At 48.3% G+C, this 24,079-nt stretch carries 23 protein-coding genes; 12 read left to right on the top strand and 11 right to left on the bottom strand.

Features of this window, described 5'->3' with window-relative positions:
* Positions 1 to 2: 2 nt before the first annotated feature.
* Both HJG54_RS33185 and HJG54_RS33180 read left to right on the top strand, forming a co-directional pair.
* Positions 3 to 779, top strand: coding sequence for an alpha/beta fold hydrolase (locus tag HJG54_RS33185; RefSeq protein WP_316436155.1), 777 nt, complete (start codon positions 3 to 5; stop codon positions 777 to 779).
* 332 nt (positions 780 to 1,111) lie between these two features.
* Positions 1,112 to 1,771, top strand: coding sequence for a calcium-binding protein (locus HJG54_RS33180; RefSeq protein ID WP_316436154.1), 660 nt, complete (start codon positions 1,112 to 1,114; stop codon positions 1,769 to 1,771).
* Between the two features lie 138 nt (positions 1,772 to 1,909).
* Here HJG54_RS33180 and HJG54_RS33175 read toward each other — a convergent pair whose 3' ends face one another.
* Entirely contained in the window at positions 1,910 to 2,002 is a 93-nt protein-coding gene (locus HJG54_RS33175) for a DUF4058 family protein (RefSeq protein ID WP_316437108.1), read from the bottom strand.
* A 309-nt stretch (positions 2,003 to 2,311) separates the two neighbouring features.
* Between HJG54_RS33175 and HJG54_RS33170 the strand changes: the two genes are divergently transcribed.
* The 5 genes from HJG54_RS33170 (at position 2,312) to HJG54_RS33150 (ending at position 5,922) form a co-directional block, all read left to right on the top strand.
* Complete coding sequence (locus HJG54_RS33170; protein ID WP_316436153.1) at positions 2,312 to 3,331, top strand: calcium-binding protein; 1,020 nt, start codon at positions 2,312 to 2,314, stop codon at positions 3,329 to 3,331.
* A 325-nt stretch (positions 3,332 to 3,656) separates the two neighbouring features.
* Entirely contained in the window at positions 3,657 to 4,016 is a 360-nt protein-coding gene (locus HJG54_RS33165) for a Uma2 family endonuclease (RefSeq protein ID WP_316436152.1), read from the top strand.
* A gap of 120 nt (positions 4,017 to 4,136) precedes the next feature.
* Positions 4,137 to 4,451: a muconolactone Delta-isomerase gene (locus tag HJG54_RS33160; protein WP_316436151.1), complete on the top strand. Its 315-nt coding sequence runs from the start codon at positions 4,137 to 4,139 to the stop codon at positions 4,449 to 4,451.
* 252 nt (positions 4,452 to 4,703) lie between these two features.
* Positions 4,704 to 4,964: a hypothetical protein gene (locus HJG54_RS33155; protein ID WP_316436150.1), complete on the top strand. Its 261-nt coding sequence runs from the start codon at positions 4,704 to 4,706 to the stop codon at positions 4,962 to 4,964.
* A 124-nt stretch (positions 4,965 to 5,088) separates the two neighbouring features.
* Positions 5,089 to 5,922 (top strand): enoyl-CoA hydratase/isomerase family protein, encoded by an 834-nt coding sequence (locus HJG54_RS33150; protein ID WP_316436149.1) that lies wholly within the window; start codon positions 5,089 to 5,091, stop codon positions 5,920 to 5,922.
* Between the two features lie 294 nt (positions 5,923 to 6,216).
* On the opposite strand, the gene HJG54_RS33145 is transcribed toward HJG54_RS33150, so the two are convergent.
* The 7 genes from HJG54_RS33145 to HJG54_RS33115 all read right to left on the bottom strand — a co-directional run bounded on the left by HJG54_RS33145 (position 6,217) and on the right by HJG54_RS33115 (position 13,460).
* Complete coding sequence (locus tag HJG54_RS33145; RefSeq protein ID WP_316436148.1) at positions 6,217 to 6,597, bottom strand: response regulator; 381 nt, start codon at positions 6,595 to 6,597, stop codon at positions 6,217 to 6,219.
* Between the two features lie 84 nt (positions 6,598 to 6,681).
* On the bottom strand, positions 6,682 to 8,193 hold the full coding sequence (locus HJG54_RS33140) for an ATP-binding protein (protein WP_316436146.1): 1,512 nt from the start codon (positions 8,191 to 8,193) through the stop codon (positions 6,682 to 6,684).
* Positions 8,168 to 10,801, bottom strand: a complete 2,634-nt coding sequence (locus tag HJG54_RS33135; protein ID WP_316436145.1) for an ATP-binding protein — start codon at positions 10,799 to 10,801, stop codon at positions 8,168 to 8,170. The genes HJG54_RS33140 and HJG54_RS33135 overlap by 26 nt, the downstream gene beginning before the upstream one ends.
* 33 nt (positions 10,802 to 10,834) lie before the next feature.
* On the bottom strand, positions 10,835 to 11,194 hold the full coding sequence (locus tag HJG54_RS33130) for a slr1659 superfamily regulator (RefSeq protein ID WP_211628332.1): 360 nt from the start codon (positions 11,192 to 11,194) through the stop codon (positions 10,835 to 10,837).
* Between the two features lie 63 nt (positions 11,195 to 11,257).
* Entirely contained in the window at positions 11,258 to 11,851 is a 594-nt protein-coding gene (locus HJG54_RS33125) for a slr1658 superfamily regulator (protein ID WP_316436144.1), read from the bottom strand.
* Between the two features lie 17 nt (positions 11,852 to 11,868).
* The gene (locus tag HJG54_RS33120) at positions 11,869 to 13,086 is read right to left on the bottom strand and encodes a PP2C family protein-serine/threonine phosphatase (RefSeq protein ID WP_316436143.1); all 1,218 of its coding nucleotides are present in this window, start codon (positions 13,084 to 13,086) and stop codon (positions 11,869 to 11,871) included.
* Positions 13,087 to 13,109: 23 nt separating this feature from the next.
* The gene (locus tag HJG54_RS33115) at positions 13,110 to 13,460 is read right to left on the bottom strand and encodes a PAS domain S-box protein (RefSeq protein ID WP_316436140.1); all 351 of its coding nucleotides are present in this window, start codon (positions 13,458 to 13,460) and stop codon (positions 13,110 to 13,112) included.
* 1,102 nt (positions 13,461 to 14,562) lie between these two features.
* Here HJG54_RS33115 and HJG54_RS33110 point away from each other — a divergent pair.
* Complete coding sequence (locus HJG54_RS33110) at positions 14,563 to 15,903, top strand: NAD(P)/FAD-dependent oxidoreductase (protein WP_316436138.1); 1,341 nt, start codon at positions 14,563 to 14,565, stop codon at positions 15,901 to 15,903.
* Positions 15,896 to 17,365, top strand: a complete 1,470-nt coding sequence (gene xylB, locus HJG54_RS33105; RefSeq protein ID WP_316436136.1) for a xylulokinase — start codon at positions 15,896 to 15,898, stop codon at positions 17,363 to 17,365. The genes HJG54_RS33110 and xylB overlap by 8 nt, the downstream gene beginning before the upstream one ends.
* 481 nt (positions 17,366 to 17,846) lie before the next feature.
* Here xylB and HJG54_RS33100 read toward each other — a convergent pair whose 3' ends face one another.
* The 3 genes from HJG54_RS33100 to HJG54_RS33090 form a co-directional block, all read right to left on the bottom strand.
* Positions 17,847 to 18,821, bottom strand: a complete 975-nt coding sequence (locus HJG54_RS33100; protein WP_316436135.1) for a sugar-binding transcriptional regulator — start codon at positions 18,819 to 18,821, stop codon at positions 17,847 to 17,849.
* A gap of 133 nt (positions 18,822 to 18,954) precedes the next feature.
* A complete protein-coding gene (locus tag HJG54_RS33095; protein ID WP_316436133.1) occupies positions 18,955 to 19,761 on the bottom strand; it encodes a pentapeptide repeat-containing protein in 807 nt (268 codons plus the stop codon).
* 62 nt (positions 19,762 to 19,823) lie between these two features.
* A complete protein-coding gene (locus HJG54_RS33090) occupies positions 19,824 to 20,627 on the bottom strand; it encodes an SDR family NAD(P)-dependent oxidoreductase (RefSeq protein WP_316436131.1) in 804 nt (267 codons plus the stop codon).
* Positions 20,628 to 20,862: 235 nt separating this feature from the next.
* On the opposite strand from HJG54_RS33090, the gene HJG54_RS33085 reads away from it, so the two are divergent.
* From HJG54_RS33085 to HJG54_RS33075, 3 genes are all read left to right on the top strand, one after another.
* Positions 20,863 to 22,131 (top strand): sugar ABC transporter substrate-binding protein, encoded by a 1,269-nt coding sequence (locus tag HJG54_RS33085; protein ID WP_316436129.1) that lies wholly within the window; start codon positions 20,863 to 20,865, stop codon positions 22,129 to 22,131.
* 102 nt (positions 22,132 to 22,233) lie between these two features.
* Positions 22,234 to 23,154 carry a carbohydrate ABC transporter permease gene (locus HJG54_RS33080; protein WP_036011584.1) on the top strand — a complete coding sequence of 307 codons (921 nt, stop codon included), beginning with the start codon at positions 22,234 to 22,236 and terminating at the stop codon, positions 23,152 to 23,154.
* Between the two features lie 45 nt (positions 23,155 to 23,199).
* On the top strand, positions 23,200 to 24,021 hold the full coding sequence (locus HJG54_RS33075) for a carbohydrate ABC transporter permease (RefSeq protein WP_316436126.1): 822 nt from the start codon (positions 23,200 to 23,202) through the stop codon (positions 24,019 to 24,021).
* Positions 24,022 to 24,079: the final 58 nt, after the last annotated feature.

Below are 24,079 nucleotides of genomic sequence, written 5' to 3'. Positions count from 1 at the left end.
CCATGCAATATTTCACCTCACCCACTCACACCACAGTTTCCTACGACCAATATGGCAGCGGGCCACCTCTAGTGCTCGTACATGGTTCCTTCAGTGACCATATCACTAACTGGGAATTCGTAAAACCTTTGTTTGAGAAACAATTTACCGTCTACGCCATCGCCCGTCGCGGTCGAGGTGAAACGGACGCCACTGAAGGTCACAGCCTTGATGATGAGAGTACCGATGTCGTGACGCTGATTCGAGCAATCGACGAACCTGTTTTTCTCTTGGGTCACTCCTATGGTGCTCAAACCGCGCTGGCCGCAGCCGTCAAAGTTCCCGATCGCGTGCGCAAGCTGGTGCTTTACGAAGCTCCTCGGCCCCGCATTGTTGATCAGCAAGCTATGGAGCGGTTGGAGGCACTGGCAGAATCCGGCAACTGGGAAGGTTTCGCCCTATCATTCTTCCACGATCAGCTGTTGATCCCACTTGAAGAGCTGGAGCAATTGCGAAGGACAGAGCTGTGGCCACCGATCATCGCCGACGCTAAGGCATCGCTGGGTGATCTGCGTGCGCTGAGCCAATACGGCTTCAATCCCGAACGTTTTCGCAACCTTCCAGTTCCGGTGCTACTGCAAATCGGTACCGAAAGTCCCCGCGATCTCTATATCACTGATGCGCTGGCTGCTGTCCTTCCAGATGTCCGCATCGAAGCGCTACCCGGTCAGGCACACGAAGGTATGACCACAGCACCGAGGATGTATGCCGAGGCAGTATCTCGCTTTTTGCTTGAGTAGGATGTGGCGTTTTATCCAGGTCTATCCCATTCGTATTCAAGGCAATAGACAATCTTTGCCATGAATTAAGCAGTGCTTGATCACGGTCATTCACTGATACAGCTCTATATCATAGTCTCTGGCATCGCTAGGGGCTATTTTATTATGAGCAATAGCCTCTCTGAAAGCCGTTCTCCTGAGCACAATAAATTTTACTTGAATAGCAATCTTCCCGATCTCTTCCCTTTTACCTTCTACCTTTAAAGCATTGAGATAAAGCATTGAGAGGACAATTCAAATAAAGATCAATGCAATTTATCTTGAAACATCATATGTAGGAAAAGGAGAAACCTATGGCAATTATCAATGATGGATTTGGCAGTGCTTCTAAACTGGTCGGAACTGAACAAGCAGATCTGATTAATGGATTCGATTTAAATGATGTGATTGAAGCAGCAGGCGGCAACGATTCCATTTTTGCAGGTGATGGCAATGATACCGTTGCTGGCGGCAATGGCAATGATTTTATTGACGGTGGAGTTGGCAACGATAACTTATCAGGAAATGGGGACAATGACACAATCAATGATTTCTTTGGTAACAATATCCTGCAAGGTTTTAGTGGTGATGATACATTGACCGCAGGTGCCGGAAATGATGTATTCATCGGTGGTTTAGGCAGCGACCGGATGACAGGTGGGGGAGGAGCTGATATCTTTGATTTTCGGCTTGCCTTTGGAGGAACAGATCAGGATATTGTAACCGACTTCGTTGCTGGCACCGACAAAATTACAGGTTTAGCGTTCAATAACATCAATATAGACTTTGCCAGTGTTGCCAATGATAGTCTAGCGGCGACATCAAGCGCCTCAATTGTTTACAGCCGCAGCACGGGATCGCTGTTTTTAAACACCAATCGTTCAGCTTCCGGATTCGGTGGTTTTGGCAAAATTGCCACCTTCCAAGGAAATCCCAATATCTCAGGTAGAGATTTCATCCCTCTAGAACTATGACTTAGCGATAAGAATATCTGTCACTATTTGGCTTGAAACATAGTATTCGATTAATTTCGATTAATTCATTTACTCATCTTAGAGATTTGATTATGCAAATTCATCAGCTTAGTCAAGTTATGACGCGGTACTTTGGAATTAGCAGCAGCACCAACGAGCGAGCCAGATCCCCACCACTAGCTGATTGTGGAAGTCTGACCAGAATTCGGGTTGTTCTAGATAGGGATTCATCCCTGAAAAGGGGCTTGGCATAGGTTGACTCACTGTCTATAGGCTAGTCCACTCTCTAATTTTAGGTGTACAACTCTGGCGAAGGAAGAATTTTTAGTGGAAGTTAATGCTGAAGCTATAGTAGACAGTGATGGATGAGGGGAGTCGGTACCAAATTATAGTGCGAATATTTACAACTTTAACGGACGTAGAAAATGCGTCCTTTTTTAGTCTTATTAATGTTAGATAGATTTACTGCTTGATTAGTTTAGTCAATTCTCGATTTCTTCCCGATTTCTTTCCATAAATAGAACATAGGAAAAGAGAGCAATGACTCAACTTCCTTACAAAAGTAATTCAAGTTTTAGGAGAAATTCAATGGACGATGTTTTGGCTAACGTTGTAGGTTCGACATTCAACGACAATGGTACATTTGACAATGAAGGTGTATTTCATCCCAGACTCGTAGGTGCCGCAGGAGATGACACAATTATAGGTTTCGCAGGTGAAGATATCCTGGAAGGATTGGGTGGTAACGATCACCTACTAGGGGGCAGCGAAAACGATGCTCTCGATGGTGGAATAGGCATTGATCAAATGGAGGGAGGTGCAGGTAATGATACTTATTTTGTCGATGCTAGTACTGATATTGTAATTGAAGCAGCGGATTTAGGCTTCGATATTGTCTTTACAAACACCAGTTTTACGCTCAGCGCTAATGTCGAAAACTTAACCCTGATTTCTGGAGGTGTTGATGGTGGTGGTTTACCTCTAGCATGGAGGGGCACAGGCAACGATCTGCATAATCGCATCCAAGGCAATGAGCGGGGTAACTTCCTGGTCGGGTTGGCTGGAGATGACAGACTGATTGGCGGTCGTGGTGGTGATACTCTGCGCGGTGGCATTCACACCGATCGACTGTTCGGTGAGGCTGACAATGACCTTCTAGAGGGTGAGCAAGGCAATGACTTCCTTGAGGGTGCGGCGGGTCTTGATACGATCAAAGGTGCATCAGGTGGTGCATTAGGTAAAGGAGTCAGTGAACAGGATTCGTTGCTCGGCGGCACTGGTGCTGATGAGTTTGTTCTCGCTGATCAGAACGATGTTTTTTATGTAGGTGGAAAGAATGGAGATTATGCCTTGATCCAAGATTTCACCCGCGAAGACAAGATTTTCCTAGAAGGCTCGGCAAGCAAATATGTTCTGGGTGGTAGGCCGCTTGGCTTCAATGGTACCGGAATTTACCGCGATCTCGATAATAATGGGCAGTTGGGACGAGCAGATGATTTAGTCGCGATTGTGCGGAATTCTCCAACGAACTTTAGTTTGTCTCAGCTTAACTATCTCTAGACACTAACAGAAGAACGCAGCAAGATAGTCTCTGGAATTACTGGAGGCTATCTTTTAACATTTGTCTGATGGTAAAATCAACAAATACGCAGCGAGATTCCTGTTGAGATGTCACCATGACGCAAGCGTTGCCTAACCTAGCTTCACTCGTTCCAGCAAAAATCACGCTTGAACGATATCATCGCATGGTCGAGGTGGGAATCTGGGACGATTGCCATGTCGAACTACTGAACGGAGTGATTGTCGAAATGCCGCCAGAAGTAACTCCCATGCGAGTAAGCGTACCACCACGCAGGAGCAACTGGCAGGGGTTTTGGGGAATCGCGTGCAAATTCGCATCGGTGCACCAATCACTCTACCCAACAGCTCTGAACCTGAACCCGACATCGCTATCGTTCAACGAGTAGAAGACAACTACCTGAATCATCACCCCTACCCAGAAAACATTTTTTGGGTAATAGAATATTCCAACACTAGCCTAGATAAAGATTTAGATGTGAAAGCTGACATCTACGCAGCAGCAGGCATTCCTGAATATTGGGTGGTCAATCTGAAGCAAAGCATCCTGGTTGTGTTTCGTGACCCCATAGATGGAAAATACCAGTCTCGCCAGGAGTTCATTTCAGGCAGTATTAGTCCCCTAGTATTTCCTGATGTGACGCTCGCGGTAGCTGTACTTCTATAGATCTTGCGCAAATGCTAGATAGCCTCCCGATTTCCTCCCGATTGCTTTTTATAAAGAGAACAAGAGAGAACACACTAGCTCAACTTCTTGCCAAAAAGCAATTCAAGAGGAATATTCACTATGTTGTATCATCTGGATTTCCAAGTCGAGTACCCGACTGGCCTGTCTCAGCAAGAGCTGTTTACCGTCTGGGCTGAAGAAGCCGAAGCTGCGCTGGGAGCCAAACAGCAAGGAATCGTGCTGGATTTGTGGAAATGTGTAGGCATGCGGCGCGTAATTGCCGTAGTCGATGTTGCATCGCCCGATGTCTTAGATCAAATTCTGTTCGATTTACCGATCATGAAAAAGATGGGACAGCATGTACAGGTGCAAGTGACTTCTCTAAGACGCTATGAAGACTTTGCTACTGATGTACGTCAACGTCTTCTAAATTGATTTCTTCCCGAAGTCTTCCCGATTCGTTTCTATTCTGAAAATAAGTTCACTCAAGGAATTCGACTCATGAAATCTCTTTCTCGCTCTGTCGCTCATCCCATCCCCACTTTTAACCGAAAGACAGCAGCAAAATCCAAGCTGACTGCGGAATGGGTAATTGAAAACGGCAAATTAGTTTGCCAATGGCAAATCGTAGAATCTTAAAGTTTGTTCAACAACAAAGCTCACCCATTAATTCGAGGAACAACGATTATGCAACTCAAACAAATTCTTCCCACCACTCTCATCCTCACGACTGGTTTGCTGGCAATTCTAGGAACAGGGGCAAATGCGGCCCTGACCATGAACGGAGTTACTATCAACAGTAAGCCGTTTGGATCGATCGCACTCGTCATCCGGACAGATTGGCGCAATTGCAGCAGGAATGCCCAGAGAAACTACGAACCGTTCAGCATCAAGCTCAACAGGCAGCTACTGCCACAAAGGCTGAGCAAACCATATCCAATGCCTTGATCTTTAATCGCTCGTTCGACAGTACGCAGCCGAATCCAATTTAGCAAAATCCGCTTGCCTTTTCCCGATTGCTTTTTACACTATAAGCAACCTCAGAACAACCTAGCAACCCATCCTAACCATCATGAACACCTCTACTCCTCTGCTTGTTGCTATTCAAGGTGATATTTTAATTTTGACTCTGAACCGTCCGAGCGTTCTGAATGCAATCGACGCGGAGATGGCAGTTGCACTGCAAGAACAACTCACCTCAGCCAGCCAAAATCCAGCGATTCGCGCCATTTTAATCACAGGTAGCGGGCTGGGCTTTTGTTCCGGCGGCGACTTGAAGTTTGCAGTAGAAACAAATCCCAAATATCCGGGCGATGCATTTTTGGCATTAACAGCCATCCTACATGACTGTGTAGAACAGATTCGCACCATGTCTAAACCCGTAATTGCCGCCATCAATGGTGCAGCTGCAGGGGCAGGTTTGTTTCTAGCACTGGCTTGCGATTTGCGGATCATGGTCGATAGCGCCTATCTCAAACAGTCGAATACATCGCATGGATTATCGTTGCCGGTTGGCGGCACATTTACCTTGCCTCGCTTGATCGGTATGGGACGCGCTTTAGAGATTGTCATGCTGGATGAAGCGATTTTTGCGGCTCAATCGCTGGAATTAGGTTTAGTCACGAAAGTGGTGCCGCACCAGCAACTTCAAGCTGAAGCGCTTGCCTTAGCAGCCCGTGTTTCGCAGATGCCCATCGAGGCGCTGGGACGGGTGAAGCGGCTGATGAATGAAGCGTACCATAACACTCTGACTGAACAACTCTTAGCAGAACGGCAGCAAATCGCCATGAGTGCAAACTCACCTGAAGGGCGAGAAGGATTAGCTGCATTTTTGCAAAAGCGGCAACCTAACTATGCTGCGGTGAAAGTAAGTAGAAGCGCGTTGTATCACTCAATTCGCGTTTGATTGGCGATGATTTGGTAATGGAGTTGTTATTTTCGACTAAAATCGAGCAGCACATGAGATATTTTCATCGTAATCAGTAAAGACTATTTCAATTTCCTAAACTGCATTTCAACTGGCGGCATCATGAATCCACGGCTCGAATGGTAATGGGTAGTTTCGCTCTCGTGATTGGAATGCTTACTGGAATCGCCTCTAATATTCAACCGGTTGGCATCTGGTCGCAATTGGTCTCAGCGGGTTAGGATTCTGGCTCTGGATTGGGCAGAAGTGGTGCAGACGCTAGGATGACAGTAATTACATCTCCTCTTTATTCAACGCTTCCAAAATTTGCTCGGCCAGCTCCAATGGACGAATTGGCTTTGTAAAAACAGCAATTACCTCTAGTTTTTCTAAACTGGCTCGCTCCGAAGGTTGCACTTTCGCCGTTGCCAAAATTACCGGAATCGATTGCGTTGCTGGATTGGTTTTGAGCTGCTGTAAGGTCGTTCGTCCATCCATTCCTGGCATCATCATATCGAGTAGAATCACATCTGGATGCTCGGATGCAGCTAATCGGATCGCCTCTGGTCCAGAACTCGCCGTTAGAATCGTCCAATCCGTACTCATTTCTAGCGCCAGTTGGGCAATCGTCCGAGCATCCTCCTCATCATCTACCAGTAAAACTCGTTTACTCATCTTCCTGCGTTTCCTCTGATCAACCAGATCGCCTTCTACTAATCATTGCTTCGTTTATCATCTACCCGTCTATTATTGGCCTATTCACTCATCCATTCTTAACGGCAACAAAATATGAAACGTACTGCCCTCACCCAGGCTGCTCTCTACCCAGATCTGGCCCTGATGCTGCTCCACAATGCTACGGCAGATAGCCAAGCCCAAGCCAGTGCCGCCCTTTTCGCGTGAGTCGGAAGCGTCCACCTGCTGAAATGGCTCAAAGATGCGTTGAAGTTGATCGGTAGGAATTCCCCGGCCCTGATCGGCAACTTGAATGTGGAGTTGGTCAGATTGCACGCACGCACGCAGCCAAACGGTTTGTTTCGGTTCAGAGAACTTGATGGCGTTGCTGAGCAGGTTGGTCAGCATTTGCAGCAGGCGATCAGGGTCAGCCCAGAATTCAGCAGCAATTGCCTCGCCCTTGAGTACAACTTTGGCCTGTTCTGCCATCGACTGCATCGCCTCGATTGCTTCAGCTAACAGACTCTCTGCTTGGCACTGCACTTTCTGCATGGTGATTTTGCCCAACTTAATCCGCTCCAGATCGAGAATGTCATTCACCAAACGAATCAGGCGGACCGAGTTGCTGATGGCAATGTCGAGAACCTGCTGTCCTTTCTCGCTCAAGCTGCCGAGTTTGCCCGTTCGCAACAGATCGAGTGAACCAATTAATGAATTGAGTGGCGTTCGCAGCTCATGGCTGACCAGAGAGATAAATTCGTTTTCTAGACGCTTGTATTCTGTGATGTCATTGATGATATTCAAAATACACGGAATTCCTGCTAGTTCAATTTGCTCCATTGACAGCAGAACCGTTCTAATTTCGTTATGTTTAGTACAAATCTCAAGTTCTTGATTCTGTAAAACGCCTTTCTCTTGAAAGAGTTGCACTATTTGTTCATAGGTGTTGGCCGTCACTAGCTTCAGTTCTACGATGGTTCGGTTCAAGATTTCAGTTTCAGTGTAGCTGCTCATTCGCAGAAAACTGGGGTTGACCTCAATAAACCGTTGCTCTGCCAGAGTGAGAATTGCAATCGGGCTGGGACTAGCGCGAAAGGCTTTGGCAAACTTTTCTTCGGCGGCGGCGCGTTCGCGAATTTCTTGCTGAAGCTGAGCGTTTTGCGTTTCGAGTTGAGCATTTTGGGCTTCAAGCTGGGCATGGAGCCGACGCAGCATCAAATGCGTTTCGATCCGGGCCAGCACTTCTTCCACCTGAAATGGTTTGGTGATGTAATCCACACCGCCAACACCAAAGGCTTGCACCTTATCCAACACTTCTCCAGAGGCGCTAATAAAAATCACCGGAATTTCTTTGGTGCGCTCGTGCTGCTGCAACTGTTGACAGACTTCGTAGCCGTCCATTTCGGGCATGCGCACATCCAGCAAAATCAAATCAGGGGGAGCCGCCTGCGCACCGCGTAAGCCGTCAGATCCTTTGGTGACGCTACGGACTTTGTAACCGCGCTCGGTCAGCATCGAGGATAGCAAGTAGAGATTTTCGGGCGTATCGTCGATTACTAAAATATTGGCCTTAGGGGATATCGCTGGATTCGACATGGCTATCCTCTTGCGTCAGGTCTAAAATCTCGCTAAAGCAGAACTGTCGCGTTAGCTGGGTGAGTCCAGCCGCGAGCGCCTCATGCGTGGGGGGAATGGCTTGAAGCAACTGTAAAATCGCTTCCGCATCAACTTCAATTGCGGCTTGACGCAATGCGGCAATCCAGGCGGGCGGCATCACCTGCAACGACTCAGCGGTCAAGGCCGGAAGGACTGGCTTCGATTCCGCTTGACTCGATTCATAAAGATACTGCACGCCAAGGTATTCGGCCAGTTTAATCAAAATCAGCGATTCTCGAAACGGTTTCCGCACAAAGTCATCGCAGCCGACGGCCAGAATTTGCGCCCGCTGTTCTTCGAAGGCTGTGGCAGTGAGGGCCAAGATCACGGTGTCTTTTCCTTGCGGTTGCGATTTGATCTGCTGTGTTGCTTCATAGCCATCCATGATTGGCATCCGCATATCCATGCAGATTAGATCCGGATGCCATTCTTGCCAGCAGGAAATCGCCTCCGCTCCATTCTTGGCCGTCCGAGTCGCAAAGCCAACTTTTGTCAGCAGGCGATCGAGTAAATCGCGGTTTTCTGGCTTGTCATCTACGATCAAGATGCGGCGAGTTGGCTGATCGGGAGCCAGTCCCAGCACACGCTGCTGAAGCGGTTGGGCAGCAATTTGGCTGGCATCGGCCAATGTCGCCTGGATTTTGAAGCTAAAAATTGAGCCTTGCCCTAGCTTACTCTTGACCCGGATTTCTCCTCCCAGCAGCCGCACAAACTGACGGCTAATCGCCAGTCCCAGTCCCGTACCACCCTCAATTTGAATGCTGCGTGCCTGCACAAATGGCTCAAAAATCTGATTCATTTCGTTGGGGGCAATGCCTCGGCCCGTATCTTCTAGCTTGAAGTGCAGGACATATCGCTCGGTGCCTGTTGGCTCCTGTTTCGCTCTCACCCGCAGTTTGACGCTGCCCGTCTCGGTAAACTTGATCGCGTTGCTGAGCAGATTGATCAAAACCTGACGCAGTTTACCCTCGTCGCTGACAATGTAGCGCGGCACATGCTTTGCCACATCAAATTGCAATGACAACCGTTTGGCACTGGCGCGGATTTGAAACATTTCTTGCAGCGTTTGCAAAAGCTGATGCAGATCGAATGGATCTGGGGTTAATGCCGCCCGTCCCGCTTCGATTTTGGACATCTCCAGCACGTCATTGATCAAATTCAGCAAATGTTCACCACTGCGGTTGATGATGGCTAACGAATCGCGCTGTTCATTTGTCAGCGTCCTATCCCGCTCCATTAGCTGAGCAAATCCCAAAATTGCATTGAGTGGCGTTCGCAATTCATGACTCATGTTGGCCAAAAATTCGCTTTTAGAGCGATTGGCAATTTCCGCACTGCGTTTGGCGGCTTCGAGAGCCTGTCGCTGCTGCTTTTCCTGCTCTAGCAGTTTGGCTTGGGCAATCGCAATTCCGACTTGGGCCGCCACGGCTTCTAACAGTTCAACTTCATCTTGGCTCCACTGACGAGAACGGCTACATTGATGAATCACAATCGCACCATTCGGTTCACCTTGGTAGGAGGTTCTAACCGTCATCAGCGAGCGAATAGCATAGCGTTGGTAAAGATCGGTTGCACTTGCTAAGGTAGGGTCAGCATAGACATCGGCGCTAGCAATGGCTCGATCTTGGGCAAAACTACGAATCAAGCTGGGTGCTTCTTGACGGGCAACTTCAATGCCGAGCAGCGATTGACACTCTGGAACCAAATATTCCGCTACAACCCGAAAGCGACCGGCAGCAGCCGTGCTGAAAAGCAAACAGCGATCGACACTAAAGGCCCGACCGATTTGATTCACCGTCGCCTGAAAGATTTGCTGAATATCAAGACTTTGGCGGATATCCTGCGTAATTTGTTCCAGCAGCAGGGCACGTTTGAGCTGACGTTCCAGATCAATTCCGACCGAAACCGTGGCCTTACCCTGAAGATACTTACGGGCAGCAATCAGGTAGTAGCGTTTGGAGTCGTTGACATCCATTTCGACCACCTGAGAGGCGGTATTTTCTGGGCTAGCGAGAAACTGCCGCATAAATTGAGCGAGTTGCGAACTGCCCTGCACAAACCCGACTTCCTGTCCCACAAACGCATCCTGCGATAGATTCCAATTTTCGGCCAAATGGCGATTCACGCCAATGTATACACCGCCATCATCCAGCCAGGAAATCGAACCGGGAACCGCATCCAGAACCGCTTCGAGCTGGTCTTTCGCTTCCGCCAGCTCTTTTTCTCGGGTCTTGATCGTCTGCGCCATTTGCTGAAATACTCGCGCCAGTCGTCCTAGCTCATCATCACGAGTCGCCACTTCATCCAGACTTTCCGGCTTAAAGCTGTCGGCTTCGATTGCCGCTGCCGCTGCCGTCACCTTATCGACCTGCTGCAGATAGCTCGTCATCTGCTCGTTTTTTTCGTAGATTTGATTTTCTAAACTGGTGGAATGTTCGGTGATCGTCTCCACTAAGATTTCCAGATCGGCATTTTCAGCCTGCAACTCTTCCAGCTGCATCTGTAGCTGTTCAATTTGTTGCAGTAGCTCCTCTCTGGACAGTGACATAGGCTGATTGATTCCCGTGAAAATTAATAGTAACTACGGCGCTTCCAACTCAAGCTGAAGTGTTGGCATCAGCCGCTGCAGATTCTGCAGTGACTTTTCCTGCCACGGCACCTCCTCCGATCCCCTGACAATTACTTGCACCGTATTCTTCTTCCGCATGCCAATCACAAACTTAGACAGCATATTGATTCCAGAGCTGTTGAGAAAATTTAATGCTTTTAGATCTAGAGTGATTGAGGTATCAGCCTGTTCGCTGGCCTGATTGAGCAAATCGGCAATCGGTTGATAGTCGGCCATGCCGCTCAACCGCAGGGATCCTTGAAAATAGATGGTCGCCACTGTGTGATCATAAACAACGTTGTAATTTTCTCCTTGCACCTCTTGAGTCACCATCGATATTGCAGCTCCTATAACCAAGTTCAAAGCAATTAAAACGGGAATGAACGCAATTTCTTACTAAACCGCAAGCTGAACCATTGTCGTAACCATCAAAATGGTAGGATCGTCTGGAGCAGGCTCAAACTTCCAGCCGAGCTTAGCAGCATGATCGGTGATCATGGTTAATATCCCTACCATTGACGTTGTCTCTGCTTCACTCTCGGCACTTCTCTCCAGCTGTTGCAAATAGAGTTCGGCGGGATCGGATTCACTTAGAGTTTGAATAAACTGCTTGAATTTTTTCATCGCTGTTTCTGAAAGACTGTTGGTAGTATATAGAATTACAGTCACTTCTGGTTCATTCAGCAAATGCATGCCGAACTGAATTGGATAGTCGGTATAGTTGAACTTCATCGCATTCTCTAACAGTTCGTTTGCCACATAGCTAACGGCACTTTTGATTTCTGCCTGTTTGCGACGGGCGCTAGAGCTATCGCTGACAGCCGGGAAAAACGTGGTTAAATAATCGGCTGCAAAATCGGCTGATAGGCCGTTGTTACGCCAGCGTTGCTGAATCGATACCGAGCTAGGCGAAAAGTTGATTTGCAAAAACTCCTGCTTTTTGGTAGCAGAGACCAGTTTGAAGTCGCCATAGATTTCAACTTCGTTCATAATAACCATCTTCCCTCCTATTTTTGCTTCAGCACCAGCAATGTAATGTCATCAAAAATCTTTTGCTCGCCAATATGGTGATGCACATCGGCAATTACCCGCTGTTTGATCTCCTCAGCAGTTGCCTGCCAGTTCTGGGCTACGGTGCCACAAAGTCGTTCGATGCCGTACTGTTCGCCTGCCAAATTTTCTGCCTCCGTGATGCCGTCGGTATACAACACAATCCCATCGCCCGATTCCAGACGAATCGAGGCATGACTGATAAACGGAGCAATCGCATCATCTAATCCGATTGGAAAACCTAGATTTTTAGTATTGATGCGCTCGATGACACCATTGGCACGCACAATCAACGTTTCTTCATGCTGACCGCTAATGCTGAGTTGATGGTCGGCATAGTTCAAAATTGCCAAGGTCAAACTGCGATCCGAGTTCATCCGCTGGATATTTTGATAAATCGCTCGATTGAGCGTATCTAAGAACTTAACTGGATCGGCTTCTCGCATCTCTGACAAAGTTCGCACCGCGGTTTGGGTCATCACCATCAAAATTCCACTTTCCAATCCATGTCCGGTAACATCGCCAATCCCGATTGTAATCACCTCATCGCACTGCAGCACATCATAATAATCACCGCCTACTTCGTCCGCTGGCTCCATAAATCCGGCAATGTCCAATGACGTAATCGCCGCCAGTTCTTCTGATCGGGGCAGAATCATTTGCTGAAGTTTGCGAGTCACATCGAGTTCGGCACTCATCCGCAGATTCTCAGCTTCTAATTTCCGATTCAACGCGGTAATTTCTTGATTTGCCAGGATCAAGGTTTCTTCCATCCGCTTACGCTCGGTAACATCCCGAATGGTGAGCACAGCTGCCCTTTCGCCGGTCTTGAACTCCAGACAAGCGCCAGAAATTTCTAAAATCAAGGGTCGATCAAACGGGTGAAACTCATACTCGGTGGTTTTGTAGGCGTTTTGTAAGACGGCAACGACCGGATGATTGGCAGTTGTCACTGGGTCTCCTTGACAGGTGAGGGGCAGCAACTCTAGAAGGCTATTGCCCAAAATGGCGATGTGCAGCTTGTCAACCAACTGATCAAAGCGAGTATTGCACCACTGAATCGTTGCATCTTCGCCTGTCCAAACAATCGCCTCATCAATCGAGCCTAGCGCTAGCTCCATTTTCCCCAACGTTGCCCGTAGCTCTCTGACGATGATCGCTAAATCACGCTCCATGACTGACTGCCCTCCCGCAAGCTTCACAGATCTAAAGGCCGTAACGTCGCGCCAAACCACCAGGTTCCTTCTAGCTGCTCAGCGATCAACCAGTGCTCTGACCAAACTGCACGACCATCTTTGGTGATTACTTTGGCATTGATTGGATGGTCAAGAATATTCGACTTTTCAGTCATTGAGAAGCGAGAAAAGCCTAAGTTGTGAGCGTCATGAAAACTATCAGGAATCACATCGAGTAAGGTTTTACCAATCAATTCGATATCCCAAAGATAGGTTTCTTGAAAACATTGATTGATATAGGTAATAAACCCCTGCTCATCGACTACAATGACAGGAACCTGCGTTTCTTGTTTAAGCTGCTCGATCGTCTTCATAGCTGGGTAGACGGATTGATGGTGAAGAATGCTGAAAGCAGTTTATCAGCAGTTCTTCTATATTTGGCAAAAGCACAGAAACTCTTCAAGGTTTACTAAGGAGAGCAGTAAATAGTGAATAGTGTTTCGGGGAGGGGTGAGGGGTGAGGGGTGGGGGGTAAGGGGGGAGGGTGTTGACTATCAAGCGCTCGGGTTAGTAAATAAAATCGCTTGGAGATTAGGCATACCTGGGAAAGCAGCAACCTGTCTTAGAGGGTGTTTTAAAGGTCGCCGATGCAACCCGAACCGCCTCCTACATCCCCCATTCTGTTCGTTGCCGCGCTCGAAGCGCGAGGGGGGACTGTGAACCAGAAATACGGGATCGGAAGTCCCCCACTGGTGGGCAGTGAGGGGCAATGCAACACTTTTGATACTTTTTAAACATCCTCTTAAACCAAGGCGATCCTCAGTCATGTTGATCATCATTTATTTCCCAGTATTTTTATTGCTTGCTGAATCTCCTTCTTCCCGATTGTTTCCCGATGGCTGCATATCTTCGGGCTCAAAATCACGTTCAAAGTGGCAGATATGCATCAATGTGTCGAAACTCATGGTTCTGGCTTTGATATCGTGTTACTAACCCGAGCGCTTGATAGTCAACACCCTCACCCCCCACCCCTTACCCCTCACCCCTCACCCCTCACCCCTCACCCCTCACCCAAACGAGATTAAGATCTATGTATTCAATTTAAACAAATGCGTTTACAAATCCTGGTCTACCCTTTATCTATATCCGTAAATTCATTTGTAATTTTCTGTAAACACATAGTAATGTACTTCTTTAGGATGAATTTTAGTGAAGCTGAGCCAAAACAATGGTACTGTGGCTAAACAATCTGCAGAAGTTCTAATACACTTAGAGCAAGAGCGATTTATACAAGCCTCAGTTCTGAGAATCCTGCAATAAGTTCTGCAATTTCTGCAACTTTCTGCAACTGCGGAAACTCGCATCTATTTCGCTCTGTCAAATTGTCGCTACAGAGAAAAGAGTAACAAGCAAAAAGAGTAACCTCCGCAAATTAAATCTGCTTTGCATAGACCTATTGACGGGCACCTGACTGACATGGAACAGCTTCCGATTACGAATGCGGATCGCGATCCCGCTGCTCATCGAATTGTGATTGTTGGCGGCGGGTTTGGTGGCTTATATGCCGCTAAAGCTCTGGGACGTTCTAAACAGTTTGAGATTACCTTAATTGACAAGCGCAACTTTCATCTTTTTCAGCCGTTACTCTACCAAGTTGCGACCGGAAAGCTCTCTCCTGGTGACATTTCATCCCCCCTACGAGCGATTCTCAGCCATTACCGGAATGTCAGAGTGTTGATGGATGAGGTAATAGATATTGATCCCGAACGCCATCACGTCAGTTTACAAACTGGAACATTGCCTTACGATACCTTGATTGTGGCAACGGGCGTTAGTCACCATTACTTTGGTCATGATCAATGGGCAGAGGTGGCACCGGGACTCAAAACCGTTGAAGATGCAATCGAAATGCGGCGACGGATTTTTCGAGCCTTCGAAGCGGCTGAAACAGAATCCGATTTAGCAAAGCGACGGGCTTGGTTGACCTTTGTGGTGGTAGGTGGCGGCCCTACGGGTGTAGAGTTAGCTGGAGCCTTAGGGGAATTGGCCCATCATGCGTTGAAACACGATTTTCGCAGCATTGATACCCGAGAAACTCGGATTCTGTTACTGGAAGGAGTTGATCGCGTTTTACCAACCTACCCGCCCAAGCTTTCAGCCGTTGCAGCAAAATCTTTAGCAGAATTGGGAGTGACAGTACAAACCCAGTCCCTAGTTACAGGCATAACAGAGGATGCAGTTACAGTGCGTCGGGGTGAACAAACTGAGATCATTCCAGCCAAAACGGTACTTTGGGCGGCTGGCGTTCGCGCTTCGGGCATGGGTCAAGTGCTAGCTGAGCGAACCGGTGCAACGCTTGATCGGGCCGGACGGGTAATTGTCAATCCGGATCTGAGTGTGCCGGGACAACCCGATATTTTTGTAATTGGCGATCTGGCTCATTATGCCCATCAGGGTAACCAACCCCTGCCCGGAGTTGCTCCTGTAGCCATGCAGCAAGGTGCTTATGTGGCTAAACTGATTCGGCATCGTTTGCAGCAACGAGAACTGCCCGCCTTCCACTACACCGATGTTGGTAGCTTGGCGGTAATTGGACAAAATGCGGCTGTGGTGAACCTGGGCTGGTTAAAACTTTCTGGATTTCTGGCTTGGCTGATTTGGGTGTTTGCTCACATTTATTACCTGATTGAGTTTGACAATAAACTGATTGTGATGATTCAGTGGTTCTGGAATTACTTCAGCCGCAAAGGTGGATCGCGTTTAATTACACAGGAGCAAACGTTGAATCATTCGGAACTGGGAGGGAAACTTGGCTGATGTTGTGATCGGTCTGGATTTGGGGACAGGAGGAGTGCGAGCCATTGCCGTTGATCTGCATGGGCAATTGATTGCTCAGACCACGAAAAGTTATGCACTGCTCACCCCACAACCTGGCTGGACCGAGCAAAAACCATCCGATTGGGTAGAAGCTAGTTTGGCAGCTTTGTCAGATGTGGTGCAACAGCTTGGCGAAAATCGCCCGATTGGCCTCGGTTTGTCAGGACAAATGCATGGCATGGTTGCGCTCGATGCTAACGGGCAGGCAATTCGACCGGCAATTTTATGGAATGATCAGCGGACTGGCAAAGCCGTGGCCGCCATCGAAGCGACGATTCCCCGGCAAGAGTTGATTCAACGCACGGGCAACCCTGCCATTACCGGTTTTCAGCTTCCAAAACTGGTTTGGTTGCGAACCGCAGAACCTCAAGCCTATGCTCAAGTACAGCAAATTTTGCTGCCCAAGGATTACTTAGGCTATGTGTTAACCGGAGCAGCCGTTACAGAACCTTCGGATGCCTCAGGAACAGGCTGCTTGAACCTGGCAACCCGCCAGTGGGACACAGATATTCTGACGGCACTTGATCTGAATCTGGCTTGGTTTCCGACCGTGGTTGCATCGACTGCAATCGCCGGACACCTGAAACCAGAAATAGCAACCCGTGTAGGATTACCCAATCGACTACCAGTCATTGCTGGCGGAGGTGATAATGCCGCTGCCGCTATTGGATTGGGCATTTCTGCTAGCAATCTGAACCGGGGCAGTCTCAGTATCGGCACATCGGGGGTGATTTTTGCCCCCTGCAATCGTCCTGTTCCTGATCCCGCCGGCCGGGTGCATTTGTTTTGTCATGCCGATGGTGGCTATCACCTGTTGGGTGTGACATTAGCGGCAGGTGGCTCGTTGCGCTGGTATCGAGATACGTTGGTGCCGCATATATCCTATCCCGATTTGATGGAACTGGCAGCCAGATCACCCGCCGGCGCACGGAACGTTTTGTTTTTGCCCCATCTGGCAGGAGAACGCAGCCCTCATCTCGATCCAGATGCTCGGGGAAGCTGGGCTAATCTCTCGTTGGCCCATACGCAAGCTGATTTGATTCGGGCGATTCTGGAGGGCGTTGCCTTTAGCCTGCGAGAAGCATTGGATGTGATTCACACCATTACCCCCCTCCATCAACTGTTAGCAACCGGAGGAGGAGCACGATCAGGCGTTTGGTTACAAATTCTGGCGGATGTGTTGCAAACCGAATTGATTGCCCCCCAAGCCGAAGAAGGTGCTGCCTACGGAGCGGCAATTTTAGCCATGGTAGGAGTTGGAGCATATGCCAACTTAGAAACCGCATTCCAGATCTTGCCGCAAATGAGTGATGTTGTACAGCCAAAAGAAAATTCAGTGTATGAATCTGCATTTCAGAAATACAAACGATTGTATGAAGCTTTGAAAGTAGTTCGCTACTGAATAGAGTAATTTTTATACAAAATTTTCCAAATCCTTCGATAGTGAAGATACCATCCATCTGATACCATTTCCCTTTAATCGGGCTACAGATTACAGCATTCGATGAGTTGCGGTATGCAGCTTCCGTAATTCAAAACTCGGTTCGGCTGACTCACCGGAAGCCAAAACTTAAAACTAAGAATTGGTATGACATGGCTATTGATAAAGCAGCAACAAATCGGGCATCTGAAACAGCGATTGGTAAACCAGTACCGCCCCTCCGATTGCCGCAGCATCTTCTCTAAACTTAGAAATTTGAAGCCGTTTGATAATCAGCAGACTATGATGTTCTGGTTAGATAAACCGCTCTATCGGCAACCGCGGACCAATCGTTGAAATATTGGTAGTTGATATATTTTGTGCTTTGGCAGTTTTGTCGCGTACCTTATAGTGACCTTTATTCTGAATTTTGTTCTAGCTTTGTCACGCTTTCGGTTTGGCTTCAGTTTAGCAAGTTCAGTTTGGCAAGAATCACTTGAGCTACCCTCTCGTCGGTGATCAGCCCAGTAATCAGTTTGCCGTGCAGAGCAGCTAAAATCGCTTCCACCTTTTTTTCACCGCCTGCTACACCAATCATCAGCCGTTGAGCGGGCTGTTGCAGCGGTACACTGGCAACCCGACGGTTGGTTCCTTGCTGCAGCAAAACTCCCTGGCAATCGTATGCCCAACCGGCAATCTCTCCGACGGCTCCCAAGTCAATCAGTTCAGCAACCTCGTCGTCATTAATGAATCCGTCCTGATGGAGTGGGGCATTCCAAGCAACATGACTAATGCCAACAAAGGTTGCTCTAGCCTGCTCTGCCAGATTTTTCACTGTGATAAACGAGCGCTGCGTTTGTAAGAGCTGCCGTTCTTCAACATTCGTGGCCACCACGGGTGTCGGGACTGGAAACGCTTGGGAGCCAACGCGATCGGACAGGTGCATCACAACTTCATAGCGACCGGCCCGCCCACAGTGGGACATATTACCAATAATCGAGACAATTTTGTGTTGGGGCTGATCCATTGTGGGAATTTGCTCCACCATAGCCCTTAGCGTCCGTCCAGAGGAGAAAGCCAGGATAGTTGGAGTTTTGGCGGTCAGATAGGTTTCCAGGTAATTGGCAGCACAGGTGCTAATGCCCTTGCAGCAGTCAACATCACTACCACTGCTGGGAACAACTTCGCACAAAGACAGTTGAAATTTATCCCGTAATGCTTCAGCTAATTCAATACATCCTTTTAAAGGATGGTCGAGGCGAAACTTGATTAGCTTCTCACTCACAGCCAAGGAGATCAGACGTTGAGCCGCTTGACGAGAAACACGCAGTTTAACGGCTACTTCTTCTTGAGTATTGCCAGCAATATAATAGAGCCAGGCAGCATGAGCTGCAAGGTCCAATTTGCGATCGCGGCGTTCAGAAACGGGATCTCTCATGCCCCACCTCAATGTACCAGTACCCTAGGATCTGAACAGTCATTCGGTTGGCCTAATTAGGATCAACTTCAGAAATAGCAACTGCCCAAAGGATGATTTTTTGCTCAAACTTCTCTTGATGATACTGCAGTTTTCACAGATTGAATTCCGAATCCAGGTTCAGTTTCCGCCAAACGGATGGTTCGTGAATCGCTTTCTCCCAGAACAGAGCCGACTTAATTTGGGTTAGCGTCCAATTCTTGGCTTGCCTCAGATCGGTACAGCTTAAGTCTGCATCGGTGAGGGTCGCGCCTTTGAGATCGGCGTGGCTGAGGTCGGCATCCATCAGGTTCGCACCCACCAAGTCCGCATCCATCAGGTTCGCCCCACTGAGATCGGCGATTCCTAGAATTGCATAGCTGAGGTCCGCATCCATCAGGTTCGCACCTCGCAAATTTGCATCGATCAAGTTGGCGTAGCCGAGGTTGGCATGGCTGAGGTTGGCGTTCGCGAGGTTTGCTTTGACCAGATCGGCATGGCTGAGATCGGCACAGGTGAGAATCGCTCCCTGTAGGTTAATCTCCTGCAAGTGAGCACCCGGAAGATGAATGCCCCTCAAGGAAACGCCATCTTGATTCAGATCCTGAAGGGCTTGAATGCGAGCATAGCTGGTTGACACCTGAGCTGCCGCTGCATGATCAATCACCTGCCAGGCTTCATAGTGCTTTTGCGCCTTTCGGTTGGGAGCTTCCTTAAAAAAGAAGACCACGGCTGCCACAATTGCGATCGATTCTGCATGCTCAAACAGCACCTTTACCGCATCCCGCCATGACTGAATCGTATCTACTTCCAACCAAAGCGCAATCACAGCCAGAATCAGCACAGAACCTGTTGCAAATGACCAAGTTGGGATCTGCTGCATCATTCTCTCAACCCGATTAAAAGCCTGTTTGCGTCTCATGCTACATCCAACCGCCTCTACTTGAATGCTCTTAATTGCTTTTGGTCATTCTTAATCACTCCCTACTGCCCTCCCGTAATGTCCAGGTTAAATCCAGTGATATAGCTTGCTTCATCGCTCATCAGAAAGGCGACCCCGTTCGCTACCTCTTCTAAACTGCCGAGACGACGCATGGGCACCGAATGAATCATTTGTTGTTCGACAACCTTGGGATCGGAATCAAAATACTGCGAACCCACTGCCGCCTGCAATTCAGTTTGCCGGGTCCACATCACGCCGGGTCCAATCAGCGAAGGCGAAAGCGCATTGACTCGAATTCCATAGGGCGCTAAATCTTTGGCAGCAGTTTGAGTCATGCCAATCACCGCGAACTTAGAGGCCGCATAGGCCAGCATGTTGGGAGGTCCATCGACACCCGCATGGCTTGCCATATTGACAATCGCACCACCGCCTGAATTACGTAGATGCTGGGCGGCAGCTTTGAGAACGTGAAAAACGCCGATTACATTAATATCGATCACCTTCTGAAAATCATCCTCAGGGTAGTTGTCAGTTTTGGCAAATACTCCTTGGTAGCCTGCGTTGTTAAATATATAATCGATCCGTTTACACTGTGTTACAGCCTGGGAAAATGCCTGCGCTACGCTATCAACACTCGTTACATCACAGTAAAAGGCATCAATGGGCACATGGTAATGTTGCAATTCTTGAACTACATCTGCCATTTTGGTTTGATTCAGATCTAACAGAACGACGCCAGCTCCATTGGCTGCAAAACGCTGCGCCGTCGCTTTACCAATATCGCCAGCCCCGCCTGTAATTAAAATAGTTTTTCCTGCAAACTGATACGTTGCGCTTGCCGTCACGTTCTTAACTCCTTATTAATCAAGAATTGTTTCAAATATCTGCCAACGCCTAAGTTTTAGAACTCAGCTCTGTATGATTTCTATTATTGAGCTTTTGCTCAAAGACAGAGCATAAAACCAAAATTACTTGCTCAAGTTTTAATAGAAGGAGCTAGCGATGCGTATCTTCCGCTCCGCCAAGATCATTATTGTTTTCATCATTGGTCTATTTTTAGTGCAATCACTGCATGCTTGTATGCCAAGTTCACAAGCGGCAGGAAAAACAAGATTGACAATTGCCACCGTCAACAACGGCGACATGATCATCATGCAGGGGCTTTCCAATCAGTTTGAGGAAGCGAATCCTGATATTGAACTGAGATGGGTGGTGTTGGAAGAAAATGTGTTACGCCAACGCACCACGACTGATGTTGCCAGTCAGGGCGGGCAATTTGACGTGTTGACCATCGGATCCTATGAAACGCCAATCTGGGCGAGACGCGATTGGTTAAGGCCGTTAAATTTGCCTGCCAGTTACGATGTGAACGATTTGCTCAAACCCGTCCGAGAAGGGCTTTCCAGTGACGGTCAACTCTATGCAGTGCCGTTCTATGCAGAAAGCTCAATGCTGTATTACCGCAAGGATCTATTTGCGAATGCTGGAATTACGGTTCCTGAACAGCCAACCTATGCTCAGGTGAAGGAGTGGGCCAGCAAAATCCACAATCCTCAGAATGGAGTTTATGGAATTTGTTTACGCGGAAAACCGGGTTGGGGCGAAAACATGGCATTCCTCACCACCTTGGTGAATACCTTTGGCGGCCAATGGTTTGACATGAATTGGAATCCCACCCTTAATACGCCCGCCTGGGAAGCAGCAATTGGCTACTATGTCGATCTGATGCAAAACTACGGTCCGCCAGGAGCCAGCTCTAACGGATTCAATGAGAATTTAGCGCTGTTCTCCACCGGCAAGTGCGGCATGTGGGTGGATGCAACCGTTGCCGCAGGGTTGATTTCCAATCCGAAAGAATCGAACGTGTATGATAAGGTAGGTTTTGCTCGCGCCCCGATCGAAAATTATCCCAACGGTTCTAACTGGCTGTGGGCCTGGGCACTGGCAATTCCCAAAACTTCAAAATCACCCGAAGCAGCGGAACGATTTATTGCCTGGGCGACATCAAAAGAGTACATCCAATTAGTTGCCAACCAGAACGGTTGGGTGGCTGTCCCACCAGGAACGCGGACTTCTACCTACGAGAATCCCAACTATCAAAAAGCGGCTCCCTTTGCCTCGATTGTGCTGAGATCGATCCAATCGGCTGATATCACCCAACCCGCTGCCCAGCCCACGCCTTACAAAGGAGTGCAGTATGTGGATATTCCAGAATTCCAGGCGATTGGAGCATCGGTTGGGCAAACGATGGCCGCTGCATTGACCGGCAATACATCCGTCGAGCGAGCATTGCAGCAATCCCAAACCTCAACAGAACGCTTTATGAGACACACAGGATATATCAGGTAGGGACATATTTGGCGAACAATCTTCATATCCATCAGAAATATCGACCTGACTGCACCCTTGCAAGTAGAATTTCGAGGCAATTCCATTTACAGTTATTAAATTATGTCCTCTTCATTAGCTGTAGACCGTCATCCTGAAACTCGACCGCCTGAGCAACGCACTCGCCGTCAGGTTTCAACATTGCCGCTGGTTGCCCCTTCGGTGATTGCCTTGCTGTTGTGGATGATTGTGCCACTGGCAATGACAATCGGGTTTTCGTTTCAGCGGTATAACTTACTGAATCCAGATGCGCGAGAATTCATCGGGCTGGGTAATTTCACGTTCATCCTGAGTGATCCGGGCTTTTGGATTTCGATTGGCATCACGATCATTTTGGTTGTCTCAGTTCTAGTGATCACGATTGGACTGGGTACATTACTTGCTATTCTGTTCGATCAGGAGTTTCCCGGTCAGGGAATTGCGCGAGTGCTGGCAATTTCTCCCTTTTTTGTCATGCCCACCGTCAGTGCGCTGATCTGGAAAAACATGCTGATGCACCCGGTGAATGGGCTGATTGCTCAAATTACCAGGGGCTTGGGTCTGGGGGCAATTGACTGGTTCGCCAATTTGCCATTGCTGGCGATCATCATCATTGTGTCGTGGGAATGGTTGCCCTTTGCGTTGCTGATTTTGTTAACAGCCATTCAATCGCTAGATCACGAACAGATCGAAGCAGCTCGCATGGATGGAGCCAAGCCAATCGCCCTGTTCCGGTTTGTAATGCTGCCCCACCTCAGCCGCGCAATCGCCGTGGTGGCCATGATCGAAACAATCTTCTTCCTCACCATTTTTGCGGAGATTTTTGTTACGACCGGAGGTGGCCCTGGATTGGCAACCACAAACCTTGCCTACTACATCTTCCTGAAAGCACTGCTGGAATTTGATGTGGGTGGTGCTTCAGCCGGTGGTTTGATTGCCGTAATTCTGGCAAACATCGTCGCGATCTTTCTAATGCGGAGTGTAGCTCGCAATTTAGATACTTAAGGGGAACTCAATAGGGACTTAATAGGAACTTAAAGGACACTTGAAATGGCACGTAAAAACTCTCGTCAATGGCTATGGGCAGTGCTGGGCTGGTTAGTAGCTGTCCTCCTGTTTTTCCCGATTTTCTGGATGTTTCTCACCAGTTTCAAAACGGAAGTCGCTGCGGTTGCCACACCCCCGCAGTTATTTTTCCGGCCCACGTTGGAGAACTATGTGGCAATTCAAGACCGGGCGAACTATTTCAACTATGCGCTGAATAGTATTGCTGTTTCGCTAGGATCAACCTTCCTGGCACTGCTGCTGGCCATCCCTGCTGCCTATGCAATGGCATTCTTTCCAACCAAACGCACGAAGGGGACGTTGATGTGGATGCTGTCCACCAAAATGCTGCCCTCGGTTGGGGTGTTGGTTCCGGTCTACATTTTGTGTCGGGAAGCGGGTTTATTGGATTCTCGCATTGGTCTGATTATTATCTACACGCTGATCAACCTACCGATTGTCGTTTGGATGATTTACAGCTTTTTCAAAGAAGTGCCTAAAGAAATTCTGGAAGCCGATCGCATGGATGGTGCCAGCACTCAACAAGAGCTGCGTCATGTCTTGCTACCCCTCGCGTTGCCAGGAATTGCTTCTACGGCTCTGCTGTCGATCATTCTGGCCTGGAATGAAGCTTTCTGGAGCCTCAACTTAACCACATTTGATGCAGCTCCACTCACCGCCTTTATTGCTTCTTTCTCTAGCCCCCAGGGCTTGTTTTGGGCAAAATTGTCGGCTGCATCCACGTTGGCAATCGCACCCATTTTGATCTTTGGTTGGTTGAGCCAACGGCAATTAGTTCGAGGTCTCACATTTGGAGCCGTCAAGTAGAGAGGAAGATAGGGAAGGTAGGGAAGATAGGGAAGATAGGGAAGATGGAGAAGATAGG

It is taken from the genome of Leptolyngbya sp. NK1-12, assembly GCF_032598965.1.
GTDB lineage: Bacteria > Cyanobacteriota > Cyanobacteriia > Elainellales > Elainellaceae > Elainella.
Note: the sequence above shows the minus strand (reverse complement) of the source record. Positions and strands in the feature narration are given on the sequence as shown.